Source organism: Photobacterium rosenbergii, assembly GCF_003026455.1.
GTDB lineage: Bacteria > Pseudomonadota > Gammaproteobacteria > Enterobacterales > Vibrionaceae > Photobacterium > Photobacterium rosenbergii.
The window spans coordinates 76006-101994 of sequence record NZ_PYMB01000001.1 but is presented as its reverse complement, the minus strand read 5'-3'; the positions used below and the strand labels follow the sequence as shown (position 1 = coordinate 101994).

Below are 25989 nucleotides of genomic sequence, written 5' to 3'. Positions count from 1 at the left end.
GACTCGTTATTTTTATACCAAGTAGCTTGGCTATTTTTACCGACGTAATCGGTTGCATGGCATTTTATCGTTTGCATCAAACAACCTACACAGCCATTTTGGAAACAATCTGTTCACAACAGGAAACATAAAAAAATGCCTCCGCATAAGCAGAGGCAATACCAGCAAATTACAAACACATTTAAGTAGTATGAAGACACCCAACACTGACTGAACATGACTAATGGGTAGATCGTCAGCTCAGCAGTATTAAGTTGTGCTGCAAGGTTGTGTCCTCAAGCACAGAGCCAATATAGTCGAAGCAATCCGCATAAACTTACCATTACACGCCACCACTCAATATTGCTCATTCTTTGCTATTACTGGTTGGCTTTTTCTTGGATAACGACAACGATGCCTTCAACCCGAACAACCTCGACCAAGGTTCCAGCGGGAATATTGGCCTCTGATTTGGCAGACCAGGTTGTATCGCCAAGTTGCAAGCGACCTTGACCGATCGGAAAGTCATTATCAAGTACACAGGTTTGCCCGACTAATTGCTCGGAACGTTGGTTCAAGCTGCGTTGCTCATCGCCGGCCTTATCTTTTTTGTGCTGATAACGCCACCACAACCAAGTGGTGAACAAACAGAACACCGCAAAAGTCAGCCACTGCATTTCCCAACCGAGCGGCAGGAAGAACAAAATCGCCCCGACCAATAAAGCGGATACACCAAGCCATAGTAGGTATCCAGCGGTGCCTAATAATTCAAGTAGCAATAATACCAAGCCCAGCGCTAGCCAGTGCCAGACATTCATTTGCTCAAGTAGCGTGATCATGCCTGCTTACCTTTCTCACCCTCTTTATTGCGCCCCGTCTGGCTTAAGATCTCGGTGATCCCTGCAACTGAACCCATCAAGCCCGTTGCTTCCAGCGGTAGCATAATAATTTTACCATTTTCAGCTTGGCCGATAGTTTTCAATGCCTCGGTGTACCCTTGGGCGATAAAGTAGTTAACCGCCTGCAAGTCCCCTTTTGCAATCGCATCAGAAACCATTGCCGTCGCCCTTGCTTCAGCTTCAGCAGCACGTTCCCTCGCCTCTGCCTGTAAAATAGCAGCTTGCTTATCACCTTCAGCACGCAAGATTTCAGATTGCTTATGACCTTCTGCGCGCAAGATTTCGGCTTGTCTAACCCCTTCAGCCTCTAACACCTCAGCACGTTTATTACGCTCAGCTTTCATCTGGGCATTCATTGCCGACGTCAAATCTGCTGGCGGCTGAACATCTTTGATTTCGATACGGGTAACTTTTACCCCCCAAGGATTGGTTGCCTGATCCACAATCGTCAACAACCTACCATTGATGGTATCGCGCTGGGAGAGCATCTCATCAAGCTCCATCGAACCAAGTACGGTACGGATGTTAGTAAGAGTCAGGTTGCGGATAGCGTGTTCCAAATCCGTCACTTCATAAGCAGCTTTGGCAGCATCGATTACCTGTACAAAGCACACTGCGTCAATTGTCACATTGGCATTATCACGCGAGATAACCTCTTGGGCAGGGATATCTAACACTCGTTCCATCATGTTGATCTTATTACCAATCTGATCAATAAATGGCACAATCAAATTAAGGCCTGGACGGAGCGTTTTGGTATACCGGCCAAAACGTTCTACTGTCCACTCACTTCCCTGCGGAACGGTTTTGACACCAGAAGCAATAAAGACAATTGCCACGACGATAAATACGCCGACAGTGACCAAAGTATCGTACGGCATGTTACTCTCCTTAATATACAGCGTTCAGTTGGTAGTCAGAATAGCCTATGCAACCATACCAATACAATGGCTAGGCTACTGACTTTCAATAAAAAGACTCTCTTTTACAGTCAAATTCATTCACACCAGTCATCAAACCCGAAAGCGTCCAACTTGACCACGTAGTTGGTGGCATTGCGCAGCCAACTGGCCAAAGGCATCTTTGGTCATGGTAATTTTATCGACTACCCCCTGACTTTTATCGGCAATTTTCTGGACATTCTGGCTGATATCTTCACTGACTAGGCTCTGCTGCTTTGCCGCTGCTGCAATTTGCAGGTTCATATCATTGATCACTTCAATAGAATGATTAATAAGATCCAGCGACTCATTGGCTTTGTTGGCTTGGCTAACCGTTGCGATACCACTTTCTCGACTTCGCGCCATAGCCTCTACGGCTTCTTTGGAGCCCAGTTGCAGCCGTTCGATCATCGTCTGGATTTCCCCAGTGCTCACTTGGGTTTTGCTTGCTAGCGAACGTACTTCATCAGCCACAACAGCAAACCCCCGGCCCTGTTCACCGGCCCGCGCAGCTTCAATAGCGGCATTGAGTGCTAACAGGTTAGTTTGTTCCGCAATACCGCGGATCACATCGAGAACCGAGGCAATAGTTCCTACATCCTGCTCAAGATCCAAAATTACCTGGCTTGAACTCTCGATATCGTCCGCCAACTGGTGAATTGACTGCACCGCGTCACCCAATACCGATTTTGCAGCCTTGGATTCACCATTGGCATGCTGACTAGCCTGCGCGGCTTCACCTGCATGCTGGCTAACATCGTCGATAGTCGCACTCATCTTATGGACTGCTGATGCGACATGGGCACTTTCTACTTGCTGTGCTTCGGCATGGCCGGCAACTTCTTGGGATTCATGCTGGATATTCCCCGTCGCCTTTTGCACGACTTCGAGTGTTGCAGAAACATCTAATATTGTGTGATGGATAGTCGACACAAATGCATTAAAACCTTCCGCGAACTGCCCCACCTCATCTTGACTGTCGACTTTCACGCGTTGAGTTAAATCCCCATCCCCCGAAGCTATATCATGCATCGCAACAGATAGCCGTTTTAGCGGCGAGATAATAATATTTGAAAGCAGCCAAGTACCGAAAAGAGAAACAAGCACTGTTATTCCACCGCCGACCTTGAGTAACGCCGTTACCGACTCTACTTTTTCGTTCAGTTCCTGCTTTACGTATTTATCTTTTTCTTCAATCGTTTTTCGCAGCAGCAAAAACGGGTCGATCAAAGCAGTAAAGCTATTATTCATCACGTCACGGTTGTCGAGATAATAGCTTTCGGCCATTTGAGGGTTGTCATAGATATACTGATAGTGGGTTATCCACTGATAGTACTTTGAACGGATAACATTGAGGAGTTGTTGGTTGGCCCCATCGATGTAACCGTCTGCGACCAGTGTTTGTGCAGACAGCAACCGCTTTAAAGCCGGGGGCTCATTTTCGGCAAAAAGCGCTTTGTTATAAGCGAGTAACTCAGCATCCCCAGAAGCCAGAACTATCCCTTGTGATACAGTAATCACTTCGTAAAGGTCTCTGTATCCTTGATCCATCTGCGACAGTACAGGCTGTATCTGCTGATCTTGGAATGCATTCATACGATTTTGATCGTTTGAAACGCTGATCACAATGCTTAAACATATCGTGAACATGGTAACGGAAAAGATGACGGGAATAAGAAACTTCCAGCGAAAGCTAAGATGATGAATCCATGGCATAACGTACTCCAAATTATTGTATTCCCTAATGGCTCTCAACAGCATTCCGCTACAGGTTCAAACTGAAACAAGAAGCAAAACTGAAGAATGCAGGCAGCAGATTAGCTATTTAAATCAAAGAGATATTTTTTGAAGGGCCACTTTACCACTCTCACAATGGGTCATTTTCCTGCAACAGTAAATATTCAACCTAGTTCATTACAATACGTTATATGAAGTGTTACTTGTACCGCTGGTGACCCATAAACAAAGTGCGTCAAAAATTTGGCAAACGTCTAATTTGATTACAAATTAACAGCACAATACGCCCGAGTTAACATTTCAAGTCAAAAAAAGACAAATCATTTCCATTTGCTACATTGGTATGCTCTCATTGCCCAAAAAACAACAATATACATACAAAGGGTTATCTAGTGACGCGCTCAACACCAACAGTCAATGCTACCCACCAGCCAAACCACAATCAGGAAGTGACATTCGCACAAGGTGAGCAATTAGTCTCCACGACGGACCTTAATGGGGTTATCACCTATAGCAATGCCGCTTTCTGCTGTGTTGCCGGGTATTCTGAACAAGAATTGCTGGGACAAAACCACAATATTATCCGCCACCCAGATATGCCAAAGGTCGCTTTTGCTGATCTATGGCAACAGATCCAAGCCGGCAAGCCTTGGCGGGGTATCGTCAAAAACCGCACCAAATCCGGTGGCTACTACTGGGTCGATGCTTATGTCACCCCGATTTATGAACACGGCAAGGTCGTCGGATATCAATCAGTCCGGGTTAAACCTGAAGCGCAGTTGGTCAAAACAGCTGAATCCGCCTACAAGGCGTTGATCAAAGCTGAGCGCGGTGGTAAGTCCATCTCATTCAAACTGTCTTCACCTTTAAAATATGGCCTGCTCATTACTGCCTGTGCCATCCCATCTTTAGCGACTTTACTGTCTGAAGGGGCTAGCATTAATGCCTTGCTTGGCTTTACACCAGCACTCGTCTTGGGCACCTTATTCCGTCAGGAGTTATTCGGTACCCCATCTAAAATCGAGCAATTAAAGTCTCAGTATGACAGCCTCAGCCGAGCTATTTTTTCTGGTAGTGATAGCTACTCGGTGGTCGATTACCACTTGAAAATGGCATCTGCAGGCATGCGGACAGTGCTCGGGAGAATGACCGATTCAGCCGCTCCGTTGCATGATTTAGCAGATGATTTAAACGCGACAACCCATAAAGTAAATAGCGCCATCTGCGATCAAAACAAGAATATCCAGTACATGGCCACGGCTATTGATAACATCTCAGACTCAGCCCGAACCATTTCACTCCATGCTGGCGAGAGCCACCAACTATTGGATCTCACTAGAGGCCAGTGCTCCGTTACCCGTACCCAATTAGATGCGACCCAGTCAAGCTTGAACGCTTTATCAACCCAAGCCCGACAAGCGACCGATGCGACTGACAAACTCAGTACAGAGGCGGAAACAGTAAGTGCTGTTATGTCTGAAATCAGTGGAATTGCCGACCAAACCAACTTGCTGGCACTCAATGCCGCCATTGAAGCGGCAAGGGCTGGAGAGCATGGCCGGGGTTTTGCCGTCGTAGCTGATGAAGTCCGTGCCCTGTCCTCCAGAACACAAACTGCAACCGAACAAATTCAAACAAGTATCGGCAATATGCTAGCTACCATCGAAAACTGGCAGGTACTGATAAAGAATAATCACGATGATACCTTGGCATGTGTCGAGCAAGCAGCCCAAGGTGCGGAAGCGCTTGGGGCTGTTGAGCAGAATATGCAGGCGATTAACGAGCTCGTCGACCAGGTATCTTCATCAGCGCAAAGCCAAGAAGCCCACGCCCAGCAAACCAGCGAACACATTCATGCCCTGGCTGATACTTCGCAGCAAAACCTTGAAGGCGTCAACCAAGTTGAACAAAGCAGTGCTGAACTCAAACGCCGTGTTGATGATTTCTACCTGCTCGCAGATCGGTTTAAACGTCATTAGCGCCACTTCACAGTTTGCTGCAACTTTTAGCCAACGAGAATAGTGCAATAAGAGCTGGGTAGTAATCGCGACCACGACATGGGCAATTCCTCCATACTTAGGTATGATCAGTGAATTGCCCCTTTTTTAGTCGTGCCCATGTATCTCGATAACCTTAAACAATATTTTGGCTTTGATAACCTGCGTCCAGGTCAGGATGAGGTGATCAGCAAAGTCGTTGAAGGCCACTCTGCTGCCGCTATCTTTCCAACCGGTTCAGGCAAATCGCTGTGTTACCAACTCCCTGCTTTGCAACTCCCACACCTGACACTGGTTATCTCGCCTCTATTGGCACTAATGAAAGACCAAATCAGTTTCCTCCACAGTAAAGGGATACCCGCAGCCTCTATCGATTCAAGCCAGACATGGGAAGAGACCCAGCAGGTGATGCAAGGGGTACGTTCCGGCAAGATTAAAATCTTGATGATTTCAGTCGAGCGATTAAACAATGAGCGCTTCCGCCAGTTTATCTCCCAAGTGCCAATCTCTTTATTGGTTGTTGACGAAGCCCACTGTATTTCCGAGTGGGGGCATAACTTCCGTCCGGATTACCTCAAACTTCCGCAATACCGCCATTTGCTGAATATCCCACAGGTTCTATTGCTGACAGCGACAGCAACCCCTGCGGTTATCGAAGATATGGGTCAAAAGTTTGGTATTGGTGAAGACAATATCGTTATTACTGGTTTCTATAGACCGAATCTCGATTTAACCATTGCTCCGACACCAGACGCCGAGAAACAATCAACGTTATTCCATACCCTCAACAATGATCCGTCACTGCCGACGATTGTTTATGTGACTTTGCAAAAAACGGCTGAGGATCTTGCCAATTACCTTCAACAGCAAGGGGTAATGGCACAGGCCTATCACGCTGGCATGGATAGCGAGCGCCGCCAGCAAATACAAAATGACTTTATGGCTGGCAAGCACCAATGCATTATTGCCACTATCGCTTTCGGCATGGGGATTGATAAGTCGGATATCCGCAGGGTTATCCATTTTGACCTGCCTAAATCAATCGAAAACTACAGCCAAGAAATTGGCCGTGCAGGGCGTGATGAACAGCACTCCGATTGTATTTTGCTAGGCAGTAAATCGGGCCTCAATGTACTGGAAAATTTCGTTTATGGCGACACACCGGATCAGTCAGCGATAGAAACGGTACTTAGGTTAATCCAACAAAATGCACCTCAGTGGGAAGTGGTACAGTTACGGCTATCTAAGGAGAGTAACATCCGTATGTTACCTTTGAAGACCTTGCTGGTGTATTTAGAAATGGCCCATATTATTGAGCCTCAATATACTTACTTTGCAGATTATCGCTTCAAACTACTGGTTGATCAGCAATTTATTATCAACCAGTTCCAAGGTGAACGACAACAGTTCGTCAGCAACATCTTTGCCTGCTCACCGAAGGCCAGAACCTGGCATACCGTTGATTTTGATGCGTTGTGGCAGACTACCCAAGCAGAACGGAAGCGTGTGGTTGCTGCAATCGACTATTTCAGCGAAAAAGGCTGGGTTGCCCTAGAAAGCAAACAAATGACCGATGTGTATCGAGTGATAAACCCGAACTTCGATATCCAACAAGAGGCTGCCCGACTTTACCAGTTGTTCAAAGCGAAGGAGCAAAGTGAAATCACCCGGTTAGACAACATGCTGGCCTTCTTCGAAAGCGAGCAATGCCTCAGCCATGAACTGGCAAGTTACTTTGCTGATCACCAAGCCCCGCAGCAATGTGGCCATTGTTCAGTGTGTCGAGGTAGTGTGGCAACACTACCAGCAGAAAACCAATTGGCCGATGTCTCCGAGAACATGTTGAAGGCATGGTGCGACCCATTTCTTGCCGCTTGTCCTTCTTCCCCCTCAGCAGCGGCAGTAACCCGTTTCTTATGTGGTATGACAAGCCCTCTTCATACCGCCATTAAAGCCCGCCAGTTTTCAGGTTTTGGCAAGATGGAGCAATACCCGTTCCAGCAAACCTTAACGCAAATTCATCAGCTTTATCCGAACCTTACCTAGTTCGGGTCAGGCAATCGCTATTCATTAAAAAGAAGTTGGTATGCTTTCTACCAACTTCTTCTCTCTTTTTCACTTCACAATACGCATTTGTATTATGAAAAATAACATTACCCCGTAGCGATCTTCGTCACAACGTTTTAGAATGTCCGCATAATATAAATGGAGATAGAGTAAACGCCATGACAAACGAAAGCCAAGAATACCAAACCTGCGAAGCTTGCGGTGTCTCTGCTGAGATGGGTTTCATCATCAAAGAAAATGATGATGTTGCTGACGTAAAGATCTTCGGTGGTGATAAAGCAGCACTAGAAGCTGAACTTGCCAACTACCTAGCACTTGCCAAAGAAGTTAACGCTAACTTCAAGCATGAAGTGAGCCCGATGCAAGACGACAGCACTGAACTGACAGCACGCTTCCAATTCGAATGCAGCGCTGAAAAGCTGATCTTCGAACTTAAAACACGCTCGCTAATGCGTTAATTGGCCTCAACAGGCTGAAAAGTTATGTAATTTTACAACACTTTTCTCAAATTCCAGAAAAGCCGATTCCCTTTGGGTATCGGCTTTTTTTATGTCCATTTGCAGCTATATTTAACAAAGCACTCAATAAGGACATAGTTACTCCATTTGCTTGCATATTTTCCCGAAAAACTGGTCAGATATGCCTGTGAGCGATTCTCTGTTATCAATGGGTATCAAAATAAGTGCATTTGCATAGCGAATTAATAGTGGAAATTGATTTCGTTTTGTATGAAAATGACAGCAACTTTATGAATCACTAAGCACATGATATCTAGCCCATATCATGGATAGAAAAGGAAATATTCGATGAACAGCAATAAAGCACGAGTGATCTCTAACTGGAAACCAACTAACGAGCGCGAATCCGCCGCATTGAAAGAGTTTTTGATGCAAGAAATGGGCGCGAAAACGGCTCACCATGAAGGTGGTACCGGTAAACTAGGCCCTGATTCAGGCCGCCTAGTTCGCTAATTCGATCCAGACGTTAAAATTCACGTAACAGTTCCCCCTGTTACGACAATGCAGCCAGTTCCGTTAGGAAATGGCTGCATTTTCTTACGCAGTGATGCAATCGCTTACAGATAATCGACTTCAACGTTCACAGCGCCAAGCTAGGATTTCTTTTCAACCCTTACCCACTGCAGGGCACCGTTAGTTTCAAAGTGTTTTTCAGGTTGGCATTCAAGCAAAACGCCTTCAACCGAAATCACCGAACCTAACGAATAAGACTGACCATCATAGAAGCAAACACGCTGTGTATTGAATGTCCCTTCAAGGCTAACTTTGGGCTGAGACTTTACCGATATCTCTTTCGCCATTATGGGCTGAGAGAGGAGTAATGTCGTTAGTAGTGACACCAATAATATCAAGAACTGGGGTTTACCCACAGGATTATAAAAAGCCTGTAAGCGACTACACCTTGCTATTGTCATCCACTCCTCCTTGGAAAGTCCTATGCACAAAAATTACATCACTCAGTCATTACATCGACCAATTTAGCTTTCCACTTAAGGAAAACGGCAGTGTTTATTCTTTAACTGCTGCAACAACAGAAATTTCCACCAGCAACGCTTCACGTGCCATACTCGCTTCAACACAAGCACGGGCCGGAGCATGGCCAGCAGGTACCCAGTTGTCCCATACTGCGTTCATTTCAGCGAAGTCTTTCATATCTTTGATATAAATAGTCGCTGACAGCATGTGCTCTTTATCACTTCCCGCTTGCTCTAGTAGCTTTTCTACTTTATCCAGCATCGTTTGGGTTTGCTCAGTGATACCTTGGGTTGCATCTGCACACACCTGGCCGCAAAGGTAAACGGTACCGTTATGCTTAACGATACGACTCATACGCTGACCAGTTTCTTGACGTTCAATCACAATAATTGCCTTTATGTTATTGGGGCCTGAGGGCCTTGTTTAAATGTAATTCCGCTGATTACGGCTCACCGCTATACTATCAACTACACCCAACCCAGTAAAAAGAATTTATAACTATCAATTTGATAGGTAATCGATCGTTTATATATTCTTCAATGCTTCTTGTCGACTCAAAGAAGATAATTGTTCTTGATGAGTCCTTACAAAGCGCTTCACAAACTCCGCATCTGTTTTGGCATACTCCCTAAGCACCCAACCAATCGCCTTGCGAATAAAAAACTCTTTCTCACTGGCTAACATCAAAATGGTTTCTTCAAGCAATGGAAGGTTGGTCTCAGCTTTATGCTTGAGGTGAACCAGCAATGATGCCCTGCGAAGCCACATATTTTCTGACTCACGCCAGCCACGGACAACACCTTCCAATTCTCGGTGTTCCTTCACCAATGGACCGATGAGGTTAGAGGCGAGTTTATCCACGGTATCCCAATGACTAGCCTCGTTAAGCATCTCTTCGTAAACAGGAAATGCCTCTAGGGTCCTGAAAGACTTGTAATATTCGGCTGCATCCATCGCAAGGTACTGCTCCTCACGGTTTTCCCCGGACCATAACCAAAGCACCAATCGCTTGTACTCGATGAAACTGGAGATTTTTGTGTGCTCGCGGGCTTGTTTAAATATCGCCTTACGCTCTGGAGATTTCACGCCATAGAATGGCTGCTCGGTTTTCATATACGCTTGCATGGCCTTCGCATCATCGGTATTTCCCGCTTCGGCCATTCGCTGCTGCATGAATATCACCATAGGAATAACAAGTGACATCAATAACTTCCTTTTCTTTACTTATCATTAAAATATTTTCTGATATTGGAACACAGTTATTGACGCAATACCAACGTCTTACAAGTGAGACTTTTTCACCGTATTGATAAGGTTGACGAATGTCTGACCTCTACCTAGGTTTATATCAATAATAAAAAAATCCTAGTCATGACACTTAGTTGCCTATTTTCCTAACCACCGCTTAGTAAATTACAGAAGGGATACCCACCTATGCAGCCAAGAGAGGTCAGAACCGTTGACGATGCCAAGCAGATTATCGAGGAGCGAAAACTCAGCCATGTCAAAGTCGGCCTGTTCGACAATGACGGAGTGATGCGTGGCAAGTATATGTCGAAGGAAAAATTTTTCTCTTCGCTCGATAAAGGGTTTGCCTTTTGTGATGTGGTGTTAGGTTGGGATGTTAAAGATCAGCTCTACGACAATACTCAGTACACCGGCTGGCATACAGGCTACCCTGATGCGCCTGTCAAGATTATCCCTTCCAGTTGCCGCGATGTGTTAGATGAAGACGGCATGTTGCTGTTTATGGCAGAGTTTGCCGGCGAAGCCGAATCGGTTTGCCCGAGGGCCACATTGCGCAGAGTACTTGATAAAGCCAAATCGATGGGGCTGATCCCAAGAGCCGCCTTCGAGTATGAATTCTTCCTGTTCCGAGAAACGCCACATTCCGTTCGTGAGAAAGGCTTCAGAAACCTCGAGCCAATCACCCCAGATTGGTTTGGTTACTCAATGATACGCAACTCAACCTACTCAGAGCTCTACAAATCAATCCTCGCTATGGCTGAAACCATGGACTTTCCTATCGAAGGGATCCATTCAGAAACCGGTCCAGGTGTTATCGAAGCTGCCATTGCCGTCGACCACGCATGCCATGCTGCCGACAAAGCGGCACTATTCAAAACCTACATGAAAGTGCTGGCGCAGAAAAACGATTTGATGGCTACCTTCATGGCGAAATGGAGCAACGACTATCCTGGTCAAAGTGGCCATATTCACCTTTCTCTTCGCGACCAGGATGGCAACAATGTCTTTTTCGACAACAAAGAAACCCACTCGATGAGTGCCTTACAACGGCACTTCTTAGCCGGCCAGCAGCGTTTGATGCCGGAGTTGCTCTGTATGGTCGCCCCCTCAGTTAACAGCTATAGCCGAATGATACCTGGGTTCTGGGCCCCCACTGATGCTACTTGGGGTATTGAAAACCGTACAACGTCACTGAGGGTGATCACCGGTTCTGAAAAATCCCAGCGTATCGAATACCGTATTGGGGCTGCAGATGCCAACCCTTTCCTAGCACTAGCTGCAGCGCTTGGCTCGGGGCTTATCGGTATCGAACAAGCTTGGGAGCCAACAGAGCCCGTGTTAGGGAATGCTTACCAACAAACTCATAGCGAGACCCTCGCCCTACCACGGACACTATGGGATGCCACCCAAAGGTTTAAGCAGTCAGATGTCGCAGCCTCCTTGTTCGGGCAGGCTTTTGTCGACCACTTTGCCGCCTCAAGGGAATGGGAAGACCGAGAGTTCAGGAAACATGTAACCGACTGGGAGCTCAGCCGTTACTTCGAAATCATTTGAGACGAGGAAAGGCACTTGAAGCAATCTGCCAACCTAGAAAACCAAAGTGGTGTTGTACAGAATACGCTGTCACCTGCTGATGGAAGTGTCGTGGCAACCATTGTGTTAGCGTCGCCGGAAGCTGTTCAAAGGACGCTTGATAATGCCAATAATGCTCAAAAAGAATGGAAGCTTACCCCTCTTTCCGAGAGGCAAGCGTATTGTAACCGGGCAATTGATGCGCTTTTGAGCCACAAAGAGATGATCGCTAGCGAATTAAGCTGGATGATGGGCCGCCCTATCAAACACAGTGGCAGTGAACTAAGAGGTGTCGAGGAGCGCGCCCGCTACATGATAAAACACTGTGAGCAAGCACTTGCACCTATTGAGCTACCGGAAAAATCGGGCTTTACCCGATACATAACCCGGGAACCCCTCGGGACAATTCTCGTTATATCTCCCTGGAACTACCCGTACCTGACAGCTATCAATTCAATCATCCCTGCATTGCTTGCTGGAAACAGTGTGATTTTGAAACCGTCTTCTCATACCCCACTCTGCGCGCAACGCTTCCAACAAGCCTTTGACGAGGCCCAGGTACCTCAGGGAGTCTTCCAACATTTATTCATGAGCCATAATGCGACAGAAGAGTTGGTCAGTAGCGAGCAACTCCAGCATGTCGTTTTTACTGGCTCTGTCACCGGTGGTGCATTGATTGAGATAGCCGCTGCTGGTCACTTCCATGGCCTAGGACTTGAGCTTGGAGGCAATGATCCCGCCTATGTCCGCCATGATGCCGATATCAGTGGAGCTGCAGAAACCATTGTTGATGGTGCGCTTTATAACGCTGGACAGTCATGCTGCGCAATCGAACGGGTGTATGTCGACTATCGGGTCCATGACGAGTTTGTCGAAAAAGCCGTTCAGTTAGTCAACCAATACCAGCTAGGTTTCCCTCTCGATGAAGACACCACGCTAGGGCCTTTGATATCGACTAAAGCCGCCGACTATGTCCGTCATCAGGTCGCCGATGCGAAACAAAAAGGTGCCCAAACACATATATCTGAAGCCTGCTTTCCTAACAGTAAACTGGGGAGCCCTTACCTTGCCCCACAGGTGTTAACCGACGTGGATCACAGTATGCAAGTGATGACTGAGGAAACCTTTGGTCCTGTCATCCCCATTCAAAAAGTTTATTCAGACCAAGAAGCTATTTCGTTAATGAACGATAGCGAATTTGGACTGACTGCAAGTATTTTCACTTCAGACATTCAGCAAGCCATCACAATCGGCAATCAAATTGAAACCGGCACATTTTTCGCTAACCGTTGTGATTACCTCGACCCAGCATTAGCTTGGACAGGCATCAAGCACTCAGGCAAAGGCTATGCTCTATCTACACTTGGGTTTGAAACACTCACCCGGCCAAAATCATTTCACCTGAAACACCTGAAAAAACTGCATAGCAATGACAATAATAACGGCTCACCAAATACTTCGGACTAGACCATGACACTTCTGCATTGGCATTACCCCACCGAAATACTCGTTGGCGAACATGCCAGCTCTCAGCTTCCCGCGACTTGCCAACATTTATCTGTCCAGCAACCGCTCTTCGTCATCGATCCCTCACTAACCAATACCAATGCGATAAAATACATCTTGTCTCAATATCAAGGTGCTGGCCCAACAGCACCAGTCTTTGATAGCTTCACCGGTAACCCTACCGGAGAGCAGGTTGAAAGTGGTATTGCTACCTTTCTCGATGGCGGGCATGACGGTATTGTTGCCATTGGTGGAGGCTCATCATTAGATATAGGAAAAGCCATAGCCTTAGTGGCTAGGCAGCAACAATCTTTATGGCAATTTGAAGACATTGGTGACAATTGGACAAAAGCCGACACCAGCCTTATCGCTCCCATTATTGCCCTGCCAACGACGGCAGGTACTGGGTCTGAAGTAGGAAGGGCTTCGGTTATCACAGATACTCAGCACCAGTGCAAGCGCATCATTTTCCATCCGAAGATGCTACCTGCCCAGGTGATCCTAGATCCTACCCTAACCGTCGATCTTCCTGCCCACCTCACCGCCGCAACGGGTTTGGATGCCCTTTCCCACAACCTTGAAGCATACTGCTCGCCAAGCTACCACCCCATGGCTGAAGCCATCGCTATTGAAGGTATGCGATTAATCAAACTCTATCTGCCCATCGCCTACACTGACGGGACCAACCTTCAAGCCAGAACCCAAATGCTTATTGCTTCTACCATGGGAGCAACAGCTTTCCAGAAAGGGCTCGGTGCGATGCACGCATTAGCCCATACCCTCGGTGCCCGCTACAACCTCCACCATGGGCTACTGAATGCGGTATTAATGCCCTATGTACTCTGTGCAAACCGACATTATCTGCACGAGAAAATGCTGCGGCTCTCCCACTACCTAGAATTAGAGAAAGAGGGCTTCGATGGCGTGCTTGACTGGGTGCTGGAGTTGCGAAAACAACTCCATATCCCACACTCTTTATCTGAGTTAGGTGTCGATAATCAAGAGCAGGAAGCCATAGCTGCTCAATCTATGCAAGATGCGGCTGCAAGTGGAAACCCAATCCATTTATCTCAGGAGCAGTATCAGGCGCTCTTTAATTTCGCCCTTGATGGCAAGCTGGATTTATAGATCTAAATTTAAGGTAATAATATGAAGTTAGGTGTATTGCTATGTGATGATGTCAGGCCAGAGTTACAGCCCAAACATGGCAACTACCCAGCGATGTTTACCGAGTTATTTGCACAGGTAGACCCTACTATTGAGCTGCTATTCTACCGGGTGATTGATGGTCACTACCCGCAATCGCTTAGTGAATGCGACGGCTACCTGACCAGTGGTAGTCGGTACAGCGTGTATGAGCAAAGCCGCTGGATCAATGTCTTTCAGGGCTTTGTTCATCAACTCTACTTTCAACACATACCTTTGGTGGGTATTTGCTTTGGGCATCAAATGATTGCCCAAGCACTTGCCGGTGAAGTCATGCAGTCTGATAAAGGCTGGGGAATAGGTGCAGCCTCAGCCACCATCGATGTTCCGTCAAACCTACAACCACCTTGGCTAACCGAGCCACCAGCCGATATATCCCTTTTGGTCAGCCATCAGGACCAAGTGATCCGCCCACCGCAAGACACAACGATTCTCGCTAGCAGCCTTTTTTGCCCCAACAGCATTATGCTCGTTGGTGAGCACTTCCTTGGTATTCAAGGCCACCCAGAGTTTACTCCTGAGTATCTGGCAGATTTATTGAAGCTACGAAAAAGCATCTATCCAATAGAGACGTACCAAAATGCATTGGAATCGCTAGAGCAACCCACAGACCACCTGAAAGTGACTCAATGGATCATCCAATTCTTTCGCTACCGCCAACTGCTCGGTGATCAGTATACCTTCAATAAAACCGAATAACTCCATCAACCTAATGGCCTCGTCTCTATCGCCTGTCGGCTTACAATGATTTCCATAAACGCATGGAGTTCTTGGAGACCGTCATGTACCACGCCCATATTTACTTTGATACCAACCAAATCAAAGCAGCCGAACGGCTACACGAAAAAATATCTAACCATAAAGGCATCAATCGTATATTTCCGCTTGTTCACCGTGAAGTTGGCCCGCACAGCAAGCCTATGTTTGAGGTTCACTTTTCTGATAATAAGCAAAGCTTTGTTCAGTGGTTGGACAATGAGCGCGGGGAATTATCAGTACTGATCCACCCTGTCTCTGAGGATGCATTAACCGATCACACGACAAGGGCTGCTTGGCTTGGCGCAGCGCTTCCTATCAAGACTAAAATATTACTTTAAGTGCTTACTCGGTCAGTGGTGGCCTAGGGGTAAACCAATGAAAAAACAAAGCCGTAGCATCAGCTACGGCTCTTTATTTACGTCACTCATCAATGACCCAAAAATCGAAATATAAATATCTACTTCGATTAGATGTCCTTACCAAAATCATTGAACATGGTAGACAAATCAGAAACAGAATTATCACGATGATTGCTATTACTCGGTATCGCAGTCAACGTTTTAATCGTATTTGTCATGATCCCAGCAGGTGATAAATTGGTGATGCGATTGTTCAGTAAATAGTCTCTCAGTGCTCTTCTGCTGTTAATACTGCCACAATAACGAAGTTGCGCTTTATCAAACAACCGAGCCATGTTGTTCTCAACCGTTTTGATCGACTTGCCCAAGACAGTACTGATAAATTCATTGGAAAACCCACACATTATAAAATAAGCATACGTTTCCTGTAGCGAGGTAAAGCTTTTACATAACCTAGATGCTTTAAAATCAACCTCATGGCCTTGGTTGAAATACATGGTTGGATCATTGAAAGCCGAGGATAATGTGAAAATGAAGCCCGTATTATACATACTGACATCAATACCAACGACTTTACCGGACGTATTGATGATTGGGCGTTTAGACACATAGTAAGCCTTACACCCAGAAGAGAGTTTAATGATATTCAAAGAAAAGAGATAATCTTGCGTACCCAAAACATGTTTATTTTGAACATCAATCACATCAGCAAAGTCACTGAAATTGCTTTGTACTTCTGAGTTTTTTACCCCAATAACTTGCTCATTTTGTAAACCCATAATATTTTCATAGGGTCGATTTATAGCCGCATAGTTACCCTCGCCATCATAAACGGCGCATGGAAATGGGCTTGATATGTTTTTTAGCCCAACAGCATAAAGGTACTGTTCATCTGTTATGTTCATTCTTGTTTGTTAGATGACCGAAAATCAAATTAAATTATGCATTCAATTAGCGACATAATAATACCTAATAAGCATAGCTAATCAATATTTTCCTCTGTTTAATTGTAAGAAAATTTAGCGACTCCCAAATAAACCCTTAATGTAATCCATTACAGCACGGAAATTTAACTGAGTGTGATACCTGATAGCTATTTAGCATTTGATGGTTTACGAAAAAGTCGATGGGTAAAAAGGCTGCTCGTTTGCAGCCTCTAATTACATGATATGACTATACGCACTTACATATTTACAGATATATTGCGCCTATTCATTTGTAAGTATTATTTACCTCAACAACTTGCTTGAGTCCCTGCCAAAACTGACTAATTGACTCTCGGCGGGATTCTTTAGCCCGGTAACAAACAATATCAAGGCCAATAAGCAACTCAGTCATTTCTGGAAACGCCCTCACCAGCACACCTTGCGTTAACTCAGATTCAATAGTATGGCGCGGCGCCCAGGCAACACCATACCCATTGACCGCCATCTTAATTAAGGACTCCGTCAATGTCGTTTCGAACACTTGCTCGAGTGGACATCGGCTTTTCTCGACTAAAGGGGCAACGACATTGTGCAGGAAAGTATGCTCCGAATACGCTAAATACGGGTAAGATTCTCCTGATTCGTGTTGCTCGAGCAATGTTGGTGATGCAACAGGGATAATTTCCTCTTGGCAAACCAGTAGCTTTTCCACTTTATCCTCAATCAAGAATGATGGACGCATTCCCTGTGTATTGTACGCAAAAAGAATATCGCTCGAACCATCCAGTAGTGCCTGAAAATGATTGTCTATTCCTTGAACCGAGGGGTTAATAGCCAAATTGAGAGCTTTGAACTGCTCACTCCCCTTTCGAAAAAGCGTGGGTAACAAGTTGACCGCGAATGAATGCAAACTAACGATACGTACCGTATGATCCGTTTTCAACGCCACTTGAGCAAAGTCTTCTTTGGTCACCTTGATTTGCTCAAGCAAATTTTCCACATAAGGGACAAACTTCTCACCATTCTCTGTTAGGTTGATCGGGTAAGAGGTGCGATCAAACAAAGGGGTACCCACCCACAACTCTAATGCCTGTATTCTGCGGCTAAATGCGGATTGGGTAACATGCCTAGCCTTAGCGGCAGCACCGAAGTTCCCTAACTCCCTCAGGCTCATAAAGTCGTCTAACCATTTGAAATCCATAATCTCTTCCTGCCATACGTCAAGCTATGATCTAAATGAATAGTTTCATTCGAAAACAGCAATAGAAATAAAAATACACTTATAAAAATTAAGGTTAATCTCTTTTTTGTGGCAGCCAGACTGGTGACAACAGAACCTTCTGCCAAAGCAACTGATTTGGTTAGCCCCCAAATACAGTACTTACAATCAAAAACAAAAGAGCACCCTATGTTTACCCTACTTAAGAACGCTGATCTTTATTCCCCGTTACCTATTGGCAGGACGGATATTCTAATTTCAAACGGCAAAGTACTGGCAATCAGCCCTTCAATGCAAGTTAATGCGTTGAAAGATGTGAGTACCATCGACTGTCAGGGCAAAATAGTGACTCCTGGCCTCATTGATCAACACCTTCACCTAACAGGCGGCGGTGGCGAAGCCGGGTTTGCCAGTCGCACCCCGCAAGTCACTTTGAGTAAACTGATTAAGGCGGGTACTACAACAGCCGTTGGCGTGCTAGGTACAGACGGTATCTCCCGCTCGCCTCGCGATTTATATGCCAAAGCCGCAGCCCTAAGAGAAGAAGGCATCAGTGCTTACATGCACACTGGCTCCTATGAAGTGCCAACCAAAACGATTACCGGTTCGATACGTGATGACATCACTTTCATCCCTGCTATCCTCGGTGTCAAAATTGCCCTTGCCGATCACAGGTGTTCTTTCCCAACCTCCGAAGAGCTTGCCCGTATTGTCTCTGATATCAGAATCGCAGGTATGTTATCTGGCAAGCGAGGACTGTTACACATCCATATGGGTGGCCTCGAGAACCCATTTGCCCAAGTCAATGAGCTACTTGATATGGGGTTACCTATTCACCATTTCTCGCCAACCCACGTCGCTCGCACCGAGCACTTATTTAATCAGGCCATAGATTTTGCCCGTAAAGGGGGCTACATCGATGTGACATCTGGCGGCAGTCGCTTCACCCCGCCAGAGCAAGCCATCAAATACGCAATGGAGTCCGGCGTCGAAGCTCATCACATCACCATCAGTTCTGATGGAAACGGTAGTTTGCCGAGGTTTGATGAAAGCGGCGCTCTCATTGGCATGGCAGCTGCCGACGTCGATAGCAACTTACTGATATTGCCAAAGTTAATTAATGCGGGTATTGCACCGGAACTCGCTGTTGCAATGGTCACAGCAAATGTAGCTGACTCTCTAGGCATTAAAAAAGGCCGGGTGGAAGCCGGAGCAGATGCCGATCTCTGTATCTTCCATAACGACTTCAGCCTCGATAGCGTGATTGCACAAGGGAAGACCGTGATGCTTCACGGCGAAATGCAAGTAACAGGAAATTTTGAGTAAGGAATACAACAATGAGTTTGTTAATTGCCCTTATAGGGCTAGTCATTGCCGGCCGGTTTATCCTCAAGAACTACAACCCGCAAGGTGTCCTATTTACAACCGGTATTGCCATGATGATCGTGGCTATATTTACCAACAATGCCAGTTTTGTAGATAAGTCCACCGGCTGGATCGGGTTTGATATTTTCGAATATATCAGTAACACCTTCAGTAATCGTGCTGGCGGCCTGGGGCTGAAGATCATGCTAATTGGTGGCTTCGCGATGTTAATGTCAGCGATTGGTGCCAGCCAAGTGATGGTAAAAGTAACGTCCAAGCCATTAATGAAGCTGAACTCCCCTTATCTCATGCTGGCAATGGCGTTTATTCTCGGCCAATGCCTTGCGCTCTTTATCTCTAGTGCGACAGGTCTTGGTTTACTGCTCATGGCCACGCTTTACCCTGTGCTCATTCGCCTAGGTTGTAGTAAAGCGGCCGTTGCTGCAGTACTGGCAAGTACCTGTGCAATTGAATTTGGGCCAGGCTCCGGCAACTCTATTATGGCAGCGCAAACTGCAGGGCTAGATATCACTGAATACTTCATCAATGACCAGCTTCCGGTGATCAGTATCCTGATTGTGGTTGTCGCCGCTATCCATGCCCTCACCCAGCGTTACTTTGATAAAAAACAGGGAATAGATACGAATAATACTGAGATCGGCACCCAAACAATGGATGACGGTACTGATACCCCACTGTATTACATCTTGCTGCCTATGCTCCCACTCTTCTTCATGTTGACCTTTAGCAAAATGGGCGTTGGAACCATAAACGTCGGCATGGCTACAGCGATTCTATTGAGCATCTTCATTAGTTTGAGTTGTGAGTACTTGCGTCACCGTAAAGCCCAAGTGGTTTTCGAAAAACTACAGGGCGTGTTTAATGACATGGGGAAAGTCTTTGCAACTGTGGTTACACTCATCATTGCCGGTCAAACCTTCGCCATGGGCCTAAAATCAATTGGTGCTGTTGATGCTCTACTCAACTTAGCCAGTGGAGCAGGGTTTGCCGCTAGCGTGATTGTACTGTTCATGGCAATACTCACTTTCACCATTTCCGCATTGATGGGATCGGGTAACGCCGCCTTCTTCTCTTTTGCACCAATGGTGCCGCAAATTGCCGACAAGATTGGTACCAATGTGGCAGACATGATCCTGCCAATCCAACTATCTGCGGGATTTGGGCGTACGATTTCACCTATTGCAGGCGTCATCATTGCCGTAGCGGGTATCTCCGGCTTATCCCCATTTGATATTGTTCGGCGTACCCTGATTCCGATGATCAGCGGATGGTTGATCATGCTAGTGATTACCTTTACTCGCAGTGGACAAATTATGGAGTTGCTACCCTTCCTCGTCGGTGCAATTGCGCTGGCTATTGGCGGTATCACAGTAATGAAAGCACGGTCCAAACAAAAATTAAGCCCTCAAGTATGAGGTAGCGGTTCTCTAAACTTTATTATTCAAACAACAAGACCAGCGCATTACTCAAACTAAAAAGCCGTAACACATTGCTACGGCTTTTTTCTCATTTTGAGTGGGTTAAGCCTACAAAAAAGAGGAGCACCCAAGGTGTCCTCTTCCATGTTGATACAAAGCTCTATTTTTCAGAAGGTTAATGCGCCCTTCAAATTAGACCGTAACAGTAACCTTTTTAGCTAGCGACATCGCGAGGTTGTTGTCGTAGTAAGCGGCTTCATTAATGAAGTGTGGATAGGCCTCGTAGTCCCCATCCCAACAGATTTCCTGACCATCAAACAGGGTAAAGATGGGATCGCCATGGCGTAGCACTTTGAAATCAGCATCTTGCACATTTCGGTGGACCATGCCTATACGCTCTCCCTGAGCATTTTCTGGCAGCTTCAACGTTTCGTGGTATTTGAACGCGTCGTAGCTCGCAGGGAGATCCGGCAATGCATTACGATTATGCAGATCGACAAAATCAAGGATATGGCCAGTCATCTCTTCCATCCAGTCCAAGACATCTTGGCGGATCACAGACTGAGGCTGAGGCCCAACTTCAACGATTACGCCCTGTTCGGTAATTGAACTCAAGAAGCAGTGCTCATGAACAGCAACATGATCTTCCAGAACGATAACCGCATTAGGCATTTTTGCTGAAACGTAAGCGCCCAACTGGCGATTGAACGCATCTGTCTGCAGCAAGATAAGCGATGGCCCCATATTGCTGGTCGTGTTGTGCAGATCGATAATAAAATCGGTTTTGGCGTTCCCTTTAGGGCCTAGCTGGGCGTTGATCGCTTTCGCTCGGCTTTGCTCGTAATTCGCCAACTCAGGGTTGTTAAGCTCATCTTGGCCAAACTGACGGTTCATATCACAATCTAAATAGCGCTTGTTCTCTTCAAACGCCTTAGGGTTTGCGAAGACGGTTTCAACCGTAAGACTGTCTCGCTCAACCAACTGCGGTGTTTCACGCCATTTACGTAGCAAGTAAATGCCGCTAAATTCATTACCGTGGGTACCGCCAACAATGGCGACTTTGTTCAATTTTTTCGTCCCTGTCATCTCGAATCAGACTCGCATTAATCAAAAACTTTCTTAGATTCACTGATACCAGCTTAGCGGGTACTTTTCCAGAAAAAATGCATATTTAGTTGCCTGCAAAACACTGGTCAAGCCAATAAATACCCAATCAACCCACTTGAGGTCGTGTTTGTGCCAACTTCAAATAAGCATGTAACTGATCATTTTTGTACTCAATCGCAGAGTGAACACTGCTTCCCTGATTAGCCACAACCGTACTTGTGTAGCGGTTGTCATCTTTGTAAATGATCAACTCAAGCATCCCATTGACTAACTGCCACTCACCTGTCGTCTTCTGACGCCGGAACAAAGTGAACTCATCTAAGCTGCCATTGGGGTGAAGCACCAACTCGGTGGTGTAGCCTGCGGTACATGTTTTAATCCAATGCTGCTGAGTGAGCTCAGACAGGGAAAAGTCGCGCTTACCTGTCAGCCAAACTTGCAGTTCATCCTGCTCTTTGCCATCTGGGGCTGGGAGCTTACCCAATTCCAGCAGTCTCACCCGCTCCGATTCTCGATAAAACAACTGCAGTAATTTTTGGGTTTTCAGATCAGACATCCCTATCTCCATAGAACAACGTAAGCTTTCCAATGTAACGCTAATTATATGACAACATTAGTGTTAAACATTGATTTTGCAATACAAGTCAAAACTTAACCTTGCCACGCATGACTTTGGTCTGACCCCGCTGAGTTTTTTTATCCATCCGCTTTTTCTGCGATGACCGCGTCGGCTTGGTTGGCCTCCGTTTCTTTTGCTGCACCACCGCAGACTTAATCAAAGCGACCAACCTCTCCAACGCATCTTCACGGTTTTGCTCTTGGGTTCGGTATTGCTGGGCTTTTATGATAATAACCCCCTCTTTGGAGATGCGGCTATCAGATAATGCTAGCAACCTTTCTTTATAAAACGGCGGTAATGATGAGCGAGGGATATCAAAGCGAAGATGGATCGCAGAGGAGACTTTGTTCACATTTTGCCCACCCGCACCTTGGGCACGAATAGGCGTCAGTTCAACTTCCCAATCACCTAATTGAACTGAGTTGGAAATCTCTATCATAAAATATCAATCTATATGGATTCTATGGACAGTATACCTGCCCTTGGCTTTTTTGTATTAGGCCATGATTCACTTAATCCTGACTAGTTGCTGGTCGTCTTTAGCCTATATACCTTCAACATTTTGAGAGTCGTCAAATACCTTTAAGGTTAATAGGCGAACATCTGGATAGAAACCTATGGAAATGATCACTTCATTGATTGCGGATGTCGGAAATTGGATTAGACCGTGGATCGATGACATATCAACAGCAGCTATTACTTGTGTTCTCGTTATGTTTGCTGCTGATATTAACCGTTTTATGAGAAAGCAGCTTATTGGCACCAACTTTATCATCAGGACGATGATTTTTATTCTGATTAATGCCTTTGGCTACGGTTTATTTATCGTTACCACCGCACCCTTTTTATCAAAACAACTAAGCCAGCTAGCTAACCACTGGCTTATCTCTGTTGTGATCTCAATGTTCATTATTATTGGTATATGGGCACAACGCCACCGCCAACAAGTTTAACTAGCCTGTGACACCATAGCCATTATGCCGCCATTCTGAAGATGTGGTACATCATCATTAACCATAAACCGACACCTGAAACGGCTAGAAATGAGATTACAAGTAATTGCTTTAGTTTTGATAGAAAGCACGACGTAAGCATACGAACCTCCTGAGCTGCCACTCGCTTGAGATATTAGGTAAATCAAGCTTTAACAACATCTTAACCCTGAAGGTTCAGAAACTGTTAAGATACAGATCGGCTTATGGAAAAGTGGCCCAAAATGCTAAATCAATGGCATGAAATGTAAAAAGCCCGGCTTAAGCCGGGCAATGTTAAGCGAGAGTTAGACTCGGCGGTATGGTAAGTAAATCGGCTCCCAAATATGCTCAGCCAGTTCATGGCTAATATCTTTTCCTGCCAAATCGCAGTTAGGGTCCTTAGCTTTCATATCATCGAGAATGCGCGTCGCAACATGCAAAGAGACTTGCTTCAACTTACTAATTCGCGGATACACGCAACCGGCTTGCAAATCTTCATCGGAGACCATCTCAGCCAGCGCATAGGATGCTGTAGTGAACATATCCAATGTAACCTTACGGGTTTGTGACACAATTGCCGCCAAGCCAACACCTGGGAAGATAAAGACATTATTACCTTGTCCAATGCGGAATGAATGCCCGTTGTAAGCCACATCACCAAACGGGCTACCAGTCGCCACAATTGCTTGGCCATCACTCCAACGATAGATATCTTCCGGCAAGGCCTCGCAGTTTGCGGTTGGATTGGATAACGGGAATATCATAGGGCGCTTGGTATATTCCATCATTTTCTGGATATGCCCTTCCTTGAATGCACCACCAATACCGCTTGTACCAAGCAAGACAGTAACAGGATAGTTATCAATCAATTCCGTCAGCGATACTTTGCCATCTTCTGTCACCGACCATCCTGCTGCGAGAGCTCTTGGTTTGGCATAACGCTTCTTATACTCATCCAAGCCTTCACGGTCATCAAATACCAAACCTTGCGAATCAAGAATAAAGATTCTGTCCCGGGCAGTGGCATGCGAACAACCTTCTTTGAGTAGCCCAGCAAAGATTTGGTCGGCAACACCTACCCCACCAGCACCCGCGCCATAAACAACATAGTTCTGCTCAGCTAATGATTCGCCCTTTATTTTGGCTGCGCCAAGAATACCAGCAAGCACCACCGAGCCCGTACCTTGTATATCATCATTGAAAGAGGGTAGGAATTCCTCATAGTCATTGAGATTGTCGAAGGCGTTAGATTTGCTGAAGTCTTCCCATTGAAGAACCGCTTTGGGGAAATTGCGTTTAACCTGATGCACAAACTTTTTGATAAAGGCTTTGTAATCTTCGCCTCTCAAACGCCGCTGGGGCACGCCCAAATACATTGGATCATCAAGCAAGTCTTGGTTATCAGTACCGATGTCCAACGCTATCGGCAAGCAATGGGCAGGGTGAATACCAGCTCCCAAGGTATATAAAGACAGTTTCCCAATGGGAATACCCATACCACCAACCCCTTGGTCACCCAGCCCAAGAATGCCTTGGCTATCGGTCACCACGATAATTTTGATATCTTTTCCAGTGAAGTGGCGGGCTAACTCGTCCATGTTATCGACGTTGTCTTCGGTAATATACAGACCACGCGCTTTTTGGTAGCGATGGCTAAATTCCTGACAAGCCTTACCTACGGTTGGGGTATAGATAATGGGGGTCATTTCTTCTATGTGTCTGGAAAGCAGCGCATAGAACAAGGTTTCGTTTCTATCTTGAAGAGCACGCAGGAAAAGGTACTTTTCTATATCCGTTGAAGCATTCCTGAAACCGTCATAGACCCGGTTCAATTGATCTTCAAACGTCTGTACCCGAGGAGGAAGCAATCCGTCTAATTGAAAAGCCTCCCTTTCCTCATATGAGAATGCCGTGCTTTTATTCAAGGTACGATCGTTTAGCAACTCTGTCCCCGTCAATGATACGGGTCTAAATTCATTGCCGTTTTCATCCTTCCAACGTAGGTATTTTCCTATCGTCATTTGATCCTCCGTTCACATTATTATCATTGTTATTCATTGACTTTCTATTTAATAGAAAGTCAATGAATTGTAATACTTATACACAATAAAAAATGTGACAGTTGGAGGCTTGTATTAAATGAGCATTCAGATATGGCAACAAGAAGAATAATCCTAATTACCAAAGCAGCTGTGAGGCATTTTTTATGTCTTACATAGAGCACATAAAAATGAATATAAACTCATTTTATGTTTTTTTTACCATGTGCTTACTTCTAGCTTTTGCTAATATACTCATAGACTTAGACTTTACAATTTTACGAACCAACTTCTGATCTTTCATAGCCTTTTCTCCTTACCACAATCAACACATTTCCATATTGACTTAAATTTCAACTTTTGAATCCAATTTCTGCGTACTTGAACAAGACGCCCATTGCAATAATCACACATACAAGCAACCAGTAGATTTTCTTTCAGATAAATCGATATTTAATATGTCACAACCCTGATACCATTCTTCAGGGAAATGTAAATTTAATGTCTGCGTTATGTAAGGTTGAGCTATTTGGAACCC

24 protein-coding genes are annotated in these 25989 nt (G+C 45.6%); 12 read left to right on the top strand and 12 right to left on the bottom strand.

Annotated features, from left to right (window positions below):
- Positions 1–359: 359 nt before the first annotated feature.
- The 3 genes from C9J01_RS00470 to C9J01_RS00460 form a co-directional block, all read right to left on the bottom strand.
- Positions 360–818 (bottom strand): NfeD family protein, encoded by a 459-nt coding sequence (locus C9J01_RS00470; protein ID WP_107296149.1) that lies wholly within the window; start codon positions 816–818, stop codon positions 360–362.
- Positions 815–1759, bottom strand: coding sequence for an SPFH domain-containing protein (locus C9J01_RS00465; RefSeq protein WP_107296148.1), 945 nt, complete (start codon positions 1757–1759; stop codon positions 815–817). The genes C9J01_RS00470 and C9J01_RS00465 overlap by 4 nt, the downstream gene beginning before the upstream one ends.
- A 132-nt stretch (positions 1760–1891) precedes the next feature.
- Positions 1892–3535 (bottom strand): methyl-accepting chemotaxis protein, encoded by a 1644-nt coding sequence (locus C9J01_RS00460; protein WP_107296147.1) that lies wholly within the window; start codon positions 3533–3535, stop codon positions 1892–1894.
- Between the two features lie 413 nt (positions 3536–3948).
- Here C9J01_RS00460 and C9J01_RS00455 point away from each other — a divergent pair, with 413 nt between their 5' ends.
- The 4 genes from C9J01_RS00455 (at position 3949) to C9J01_RS29730 (ending at position 8591) form a co-directional block, all read left to right on the top strand.
- The gene (locus C9J01_RS00455; protein WP_107296146.1) at positions 3949–5535 is read left to right on the top strand and encodes a methyl-accepting chemotaxis protein; all 1587 of its coding nucleotides are present in this window, start codon (positions 3949–3951) and stop codon (positions 5533–5535) included.
- A 138-nt stretch (positions 5536–5673) separates the two neighbouring features.
- Positions 5674–7599: a RecQ family ATP-dependent DNA helicase gene (locus C9J01_RS00450; RefSeq protein ID WP_107296145.1), complete on the top strand. Its 1926-nt coding sequence runs from the start codon at positions 5674–5676 to the stop codon at positions 7597–7599.
- 179 nt (positions 7600–7778) lie between these two features.
- Positions 7779–8078, top strand: coding sequence for a YfcZ/YiiS family protein (locus C9J01_RS00445; protein ID WP_039456122.1), 300 nt, complete (start codon positions 7779–7781; stop codon positions 8076–8078).
- Between the two features lie 348 nt (positions 8079–8426).
- Positions 8427–8591 (top strand): hypothetical protein, encoded by a 165-nt coding sequence (locus tag C9J01_RS29730; protein ID WP_170114867.1) that lies wholly within the window; start codon positions 8427–8429, stop codon positions 8589–8591.
- A gap of 140 nt (positions 8592–8731) precedes the next feature.
- Here the strand turns inward: C9J01_RS29730 and C9J01_RS00440 are convergent, their stop codons facing one another.
- The 3 genes from C9J01_RS00440 to C9J01_RS00430 form a co-directional block, all read right to left on the bottom strand.
- Positions 8732–9052: a DUF1496 domain-containing protein gene (locus tag C9J01_RS00440; RefSeq protein WP_107296144.1), complete on the bottom strand. Its 321-nt coding sequence runs from the start codon at positions 9050–9052 to the stop codon at positions 8732–8734.
- Positions 9053–9146: 94 nt separating this feature from the next.
- Entirely contained in the window at positions 9147–9497 is a 351-nt protein-coding gene (locus C9J01_RS00435; protein WP_107296143.1) for a RidA family protein, read from the bottom strand.
- A 141-nt stretch (positions 9498–9638) separates the two neighbouring features.
- Positions 9639–10316: a DNA alkylation repair protein gene (locus C9J01_RS00430; protein ID WP_107296142.1), complete on the bottom strand. Its 678-nt coding sequence runs from the start codon at positions 10314–10316 to the stop codon at positions 9639–9641.
- Positions 10317–10547: 231 nt separating this feature from the next.
- Between C9J01_RS00430 and C9J01_RS00425 the strand changes: the two genes are divergently transcribed.
- From C9J01_RS00425 to C9J01_RS00405, 5 genes are all read left to right on the top strand, one after another.
- Positions 10548–11915: a glutamine synthetase family protein gene (locus tag C9J01_RS00425; protein ID WP_107296141.1), complete on the top strand. Its 1368-nt coding sequence runs from the start codon at positions 10548–10550 to the stop codon at positions 11913–11915.
- Between the two features lie 15 nt (positions 11916–11930).
- Positions 11931–13400, top strand: a complete 1470-nt coding sequence (locus C9J01_RS00420; protein ID WP_237156824.1) for an aldehyde dehydrogenase family protein — start codon at positions 11931–11933, stop codon at positions 13398–13400.
- Positions 13401–13403: 3 nt separating this feature from the next.
- Positions 13404–14567 (top strand): iron-containing alcohol dehydrogenase, encoded by a 1164-nt coding sequence (locus tag C9J01_RS00415; RefSeq protein ID WP_107296140.1) that lies wholly within the window; start codon positions 13404–13406, stop codon positions 14565–14567.
- A gap of 21 nt (positions 14568–14588) precedes the next feature.
- Positions 14589–15344, top strand: coding sequence for a glutamine amidotransferase-related protein (locus C9J01_RS00410; RefSeq protein ID WP_107296139.1), 756 nt, complete (start codon positions 14589–14591; stop codon positions 15342–15344).
- 83 nt (positions 15345–15427) lie between these two features.
- Complete coding sequence (locus C9J01_RS00405; RefSeq protein WP_107296138.1) at positions 15428–15742, top strand: DOPA 4,5-dioxygenase family protein; 315 nt, start codon at positions 15428–15430, stop codon at positions 15740–15742.
- A gap of 128 nt (positions 15743–15870) precedes the next feature.
- Here C9J01_RS00405 and C9J01_RS00400 read toward each other — a convergent pair whose 3' ends face one another.
- Together C9J01_RS00400 and C9J01_RS00395 are read right to left on the bottom strand one after the other, a co-directional pair.
- Entirely contained in the window at positions 15871–16668 is a 798-nt protein-coding gene (locus tag C9J01_RS00400; RefSeq protein ID WP_107296137.1) for a PAS domain-containing protein, read from the bottom strand.
- 307 nt (positions 16669–16975) lie between these two features.
- Positions 16976–17890 carry a LysR substrate-binding domain-containing protein gene (locus tag C9J01_RS00395; protein ID WP_107296136.1) on the bottom strand — a complete coding sequence of 305 codons (915 nt, stop codon included), beginning with the start codon at positions 17888–17890 and terminating at the stop codon, positions 16976–16978.
- Positions 17891–18097: 207 nt separating this feature from the next.
- Here C9J01_RS00395 and iadA point away from each other — a divergent pair, with 207 nt between their 5' ends.
- Entirely contained in the window at positions 18098–19234 is a 1137-nt protein-coding gene (gene iadA / locus C9J01_RS00390; RefSeq protein ID WP_107296135.1) for a beta-aspartyl-peptidase, read from the top strand.
- Between the two features lie 11 nt (positions 19235–19245).
- Positions 19246–20709, top strand: a complete 1464-nt coding sequence (gene dcuC, locus C9J01_RS00385; protein WP_107296134.1) for a C4-dicarboxylate transporter DcuC — start codon at positions 19246–19248, stop codon at positions 20707–20709.
- Positions 20710–20904: 195 nt separating this feature from the next.
- Here dcuC and C9J01_RS00380 read toward each other — a convergent pair whose 3' ends face one another.
- The 3 genes from C9J01_RS00380 to arfB all read right to left on the bottom strand — a co-directional run bounded on the left by C9J01_RS00380 (position 20905) and on the right by arfB (position 22877).
- Positions 20905–21798: an aspartoacylase gene (locus tag C9J01_RS00380; RefSeq protein ID WP_107296133.1), complete on the bottom strand. Its 894-nt coding sequence runs from the start codon at positions 21796–21798 to the stop codon at positions 20905–20907.
- A gap of 127 nt (positions 21799–21925) precedes the next feature.
- A complete protein-coding gene (locus C9J01_RS00375; RefSeq protein WP_107296132.1) occupies positions 21926–22375 on the bottom strand; it encodes a hypothetical protein in 450 nt (149 codons plus the stop codon).
- A gap of 88 nt (positions 22376–22463) precedes the next feature.
- Positions 22464–22877, bottom strand: coding sequence for an alternative ribosome rescue aminoacyl-tRNA hydrolase ArfB (gene arfB, locus C9J01_RS00370; RefSeq protein WP_107296131.1), 414 nt, complete (start codon positions 22875–22877; stop codon positions 22464–22466).
- 178 nt (positions 22878–23055) lie between these two features.
- Between arfB and C9J01_RS00365 the strand changes: the two genes are divergently transcribed.
- Positions 23056–23391 (top strand): DUF3392 domain-containing protein, encoded by a 336-nt coding sequence (locus C9J01_RS00365; RefSeq protein ID WP_107296130.1) that lies wholly within the window; start codon positions 23056–23058, stop codon positions 23389–23391.
- 326 nt (positions 23392–23717) lie between these two features.
- Here the strand turns inward: C9J01_RS00365 and C9J01_RS00360 are convergent, their stop codons facing one another.
- A complete protein-coding gene (locus tag C9J01_RS00360; protein ID WP_107296129.1) occupies positions 23718–25433 on the bottom strand; it encodes an NAD-dependent malic enzyme in 1716 nt (571 codons plus the stop codon).
- Positions 25434–25989 lie beyond the last annotated feature (556 nt).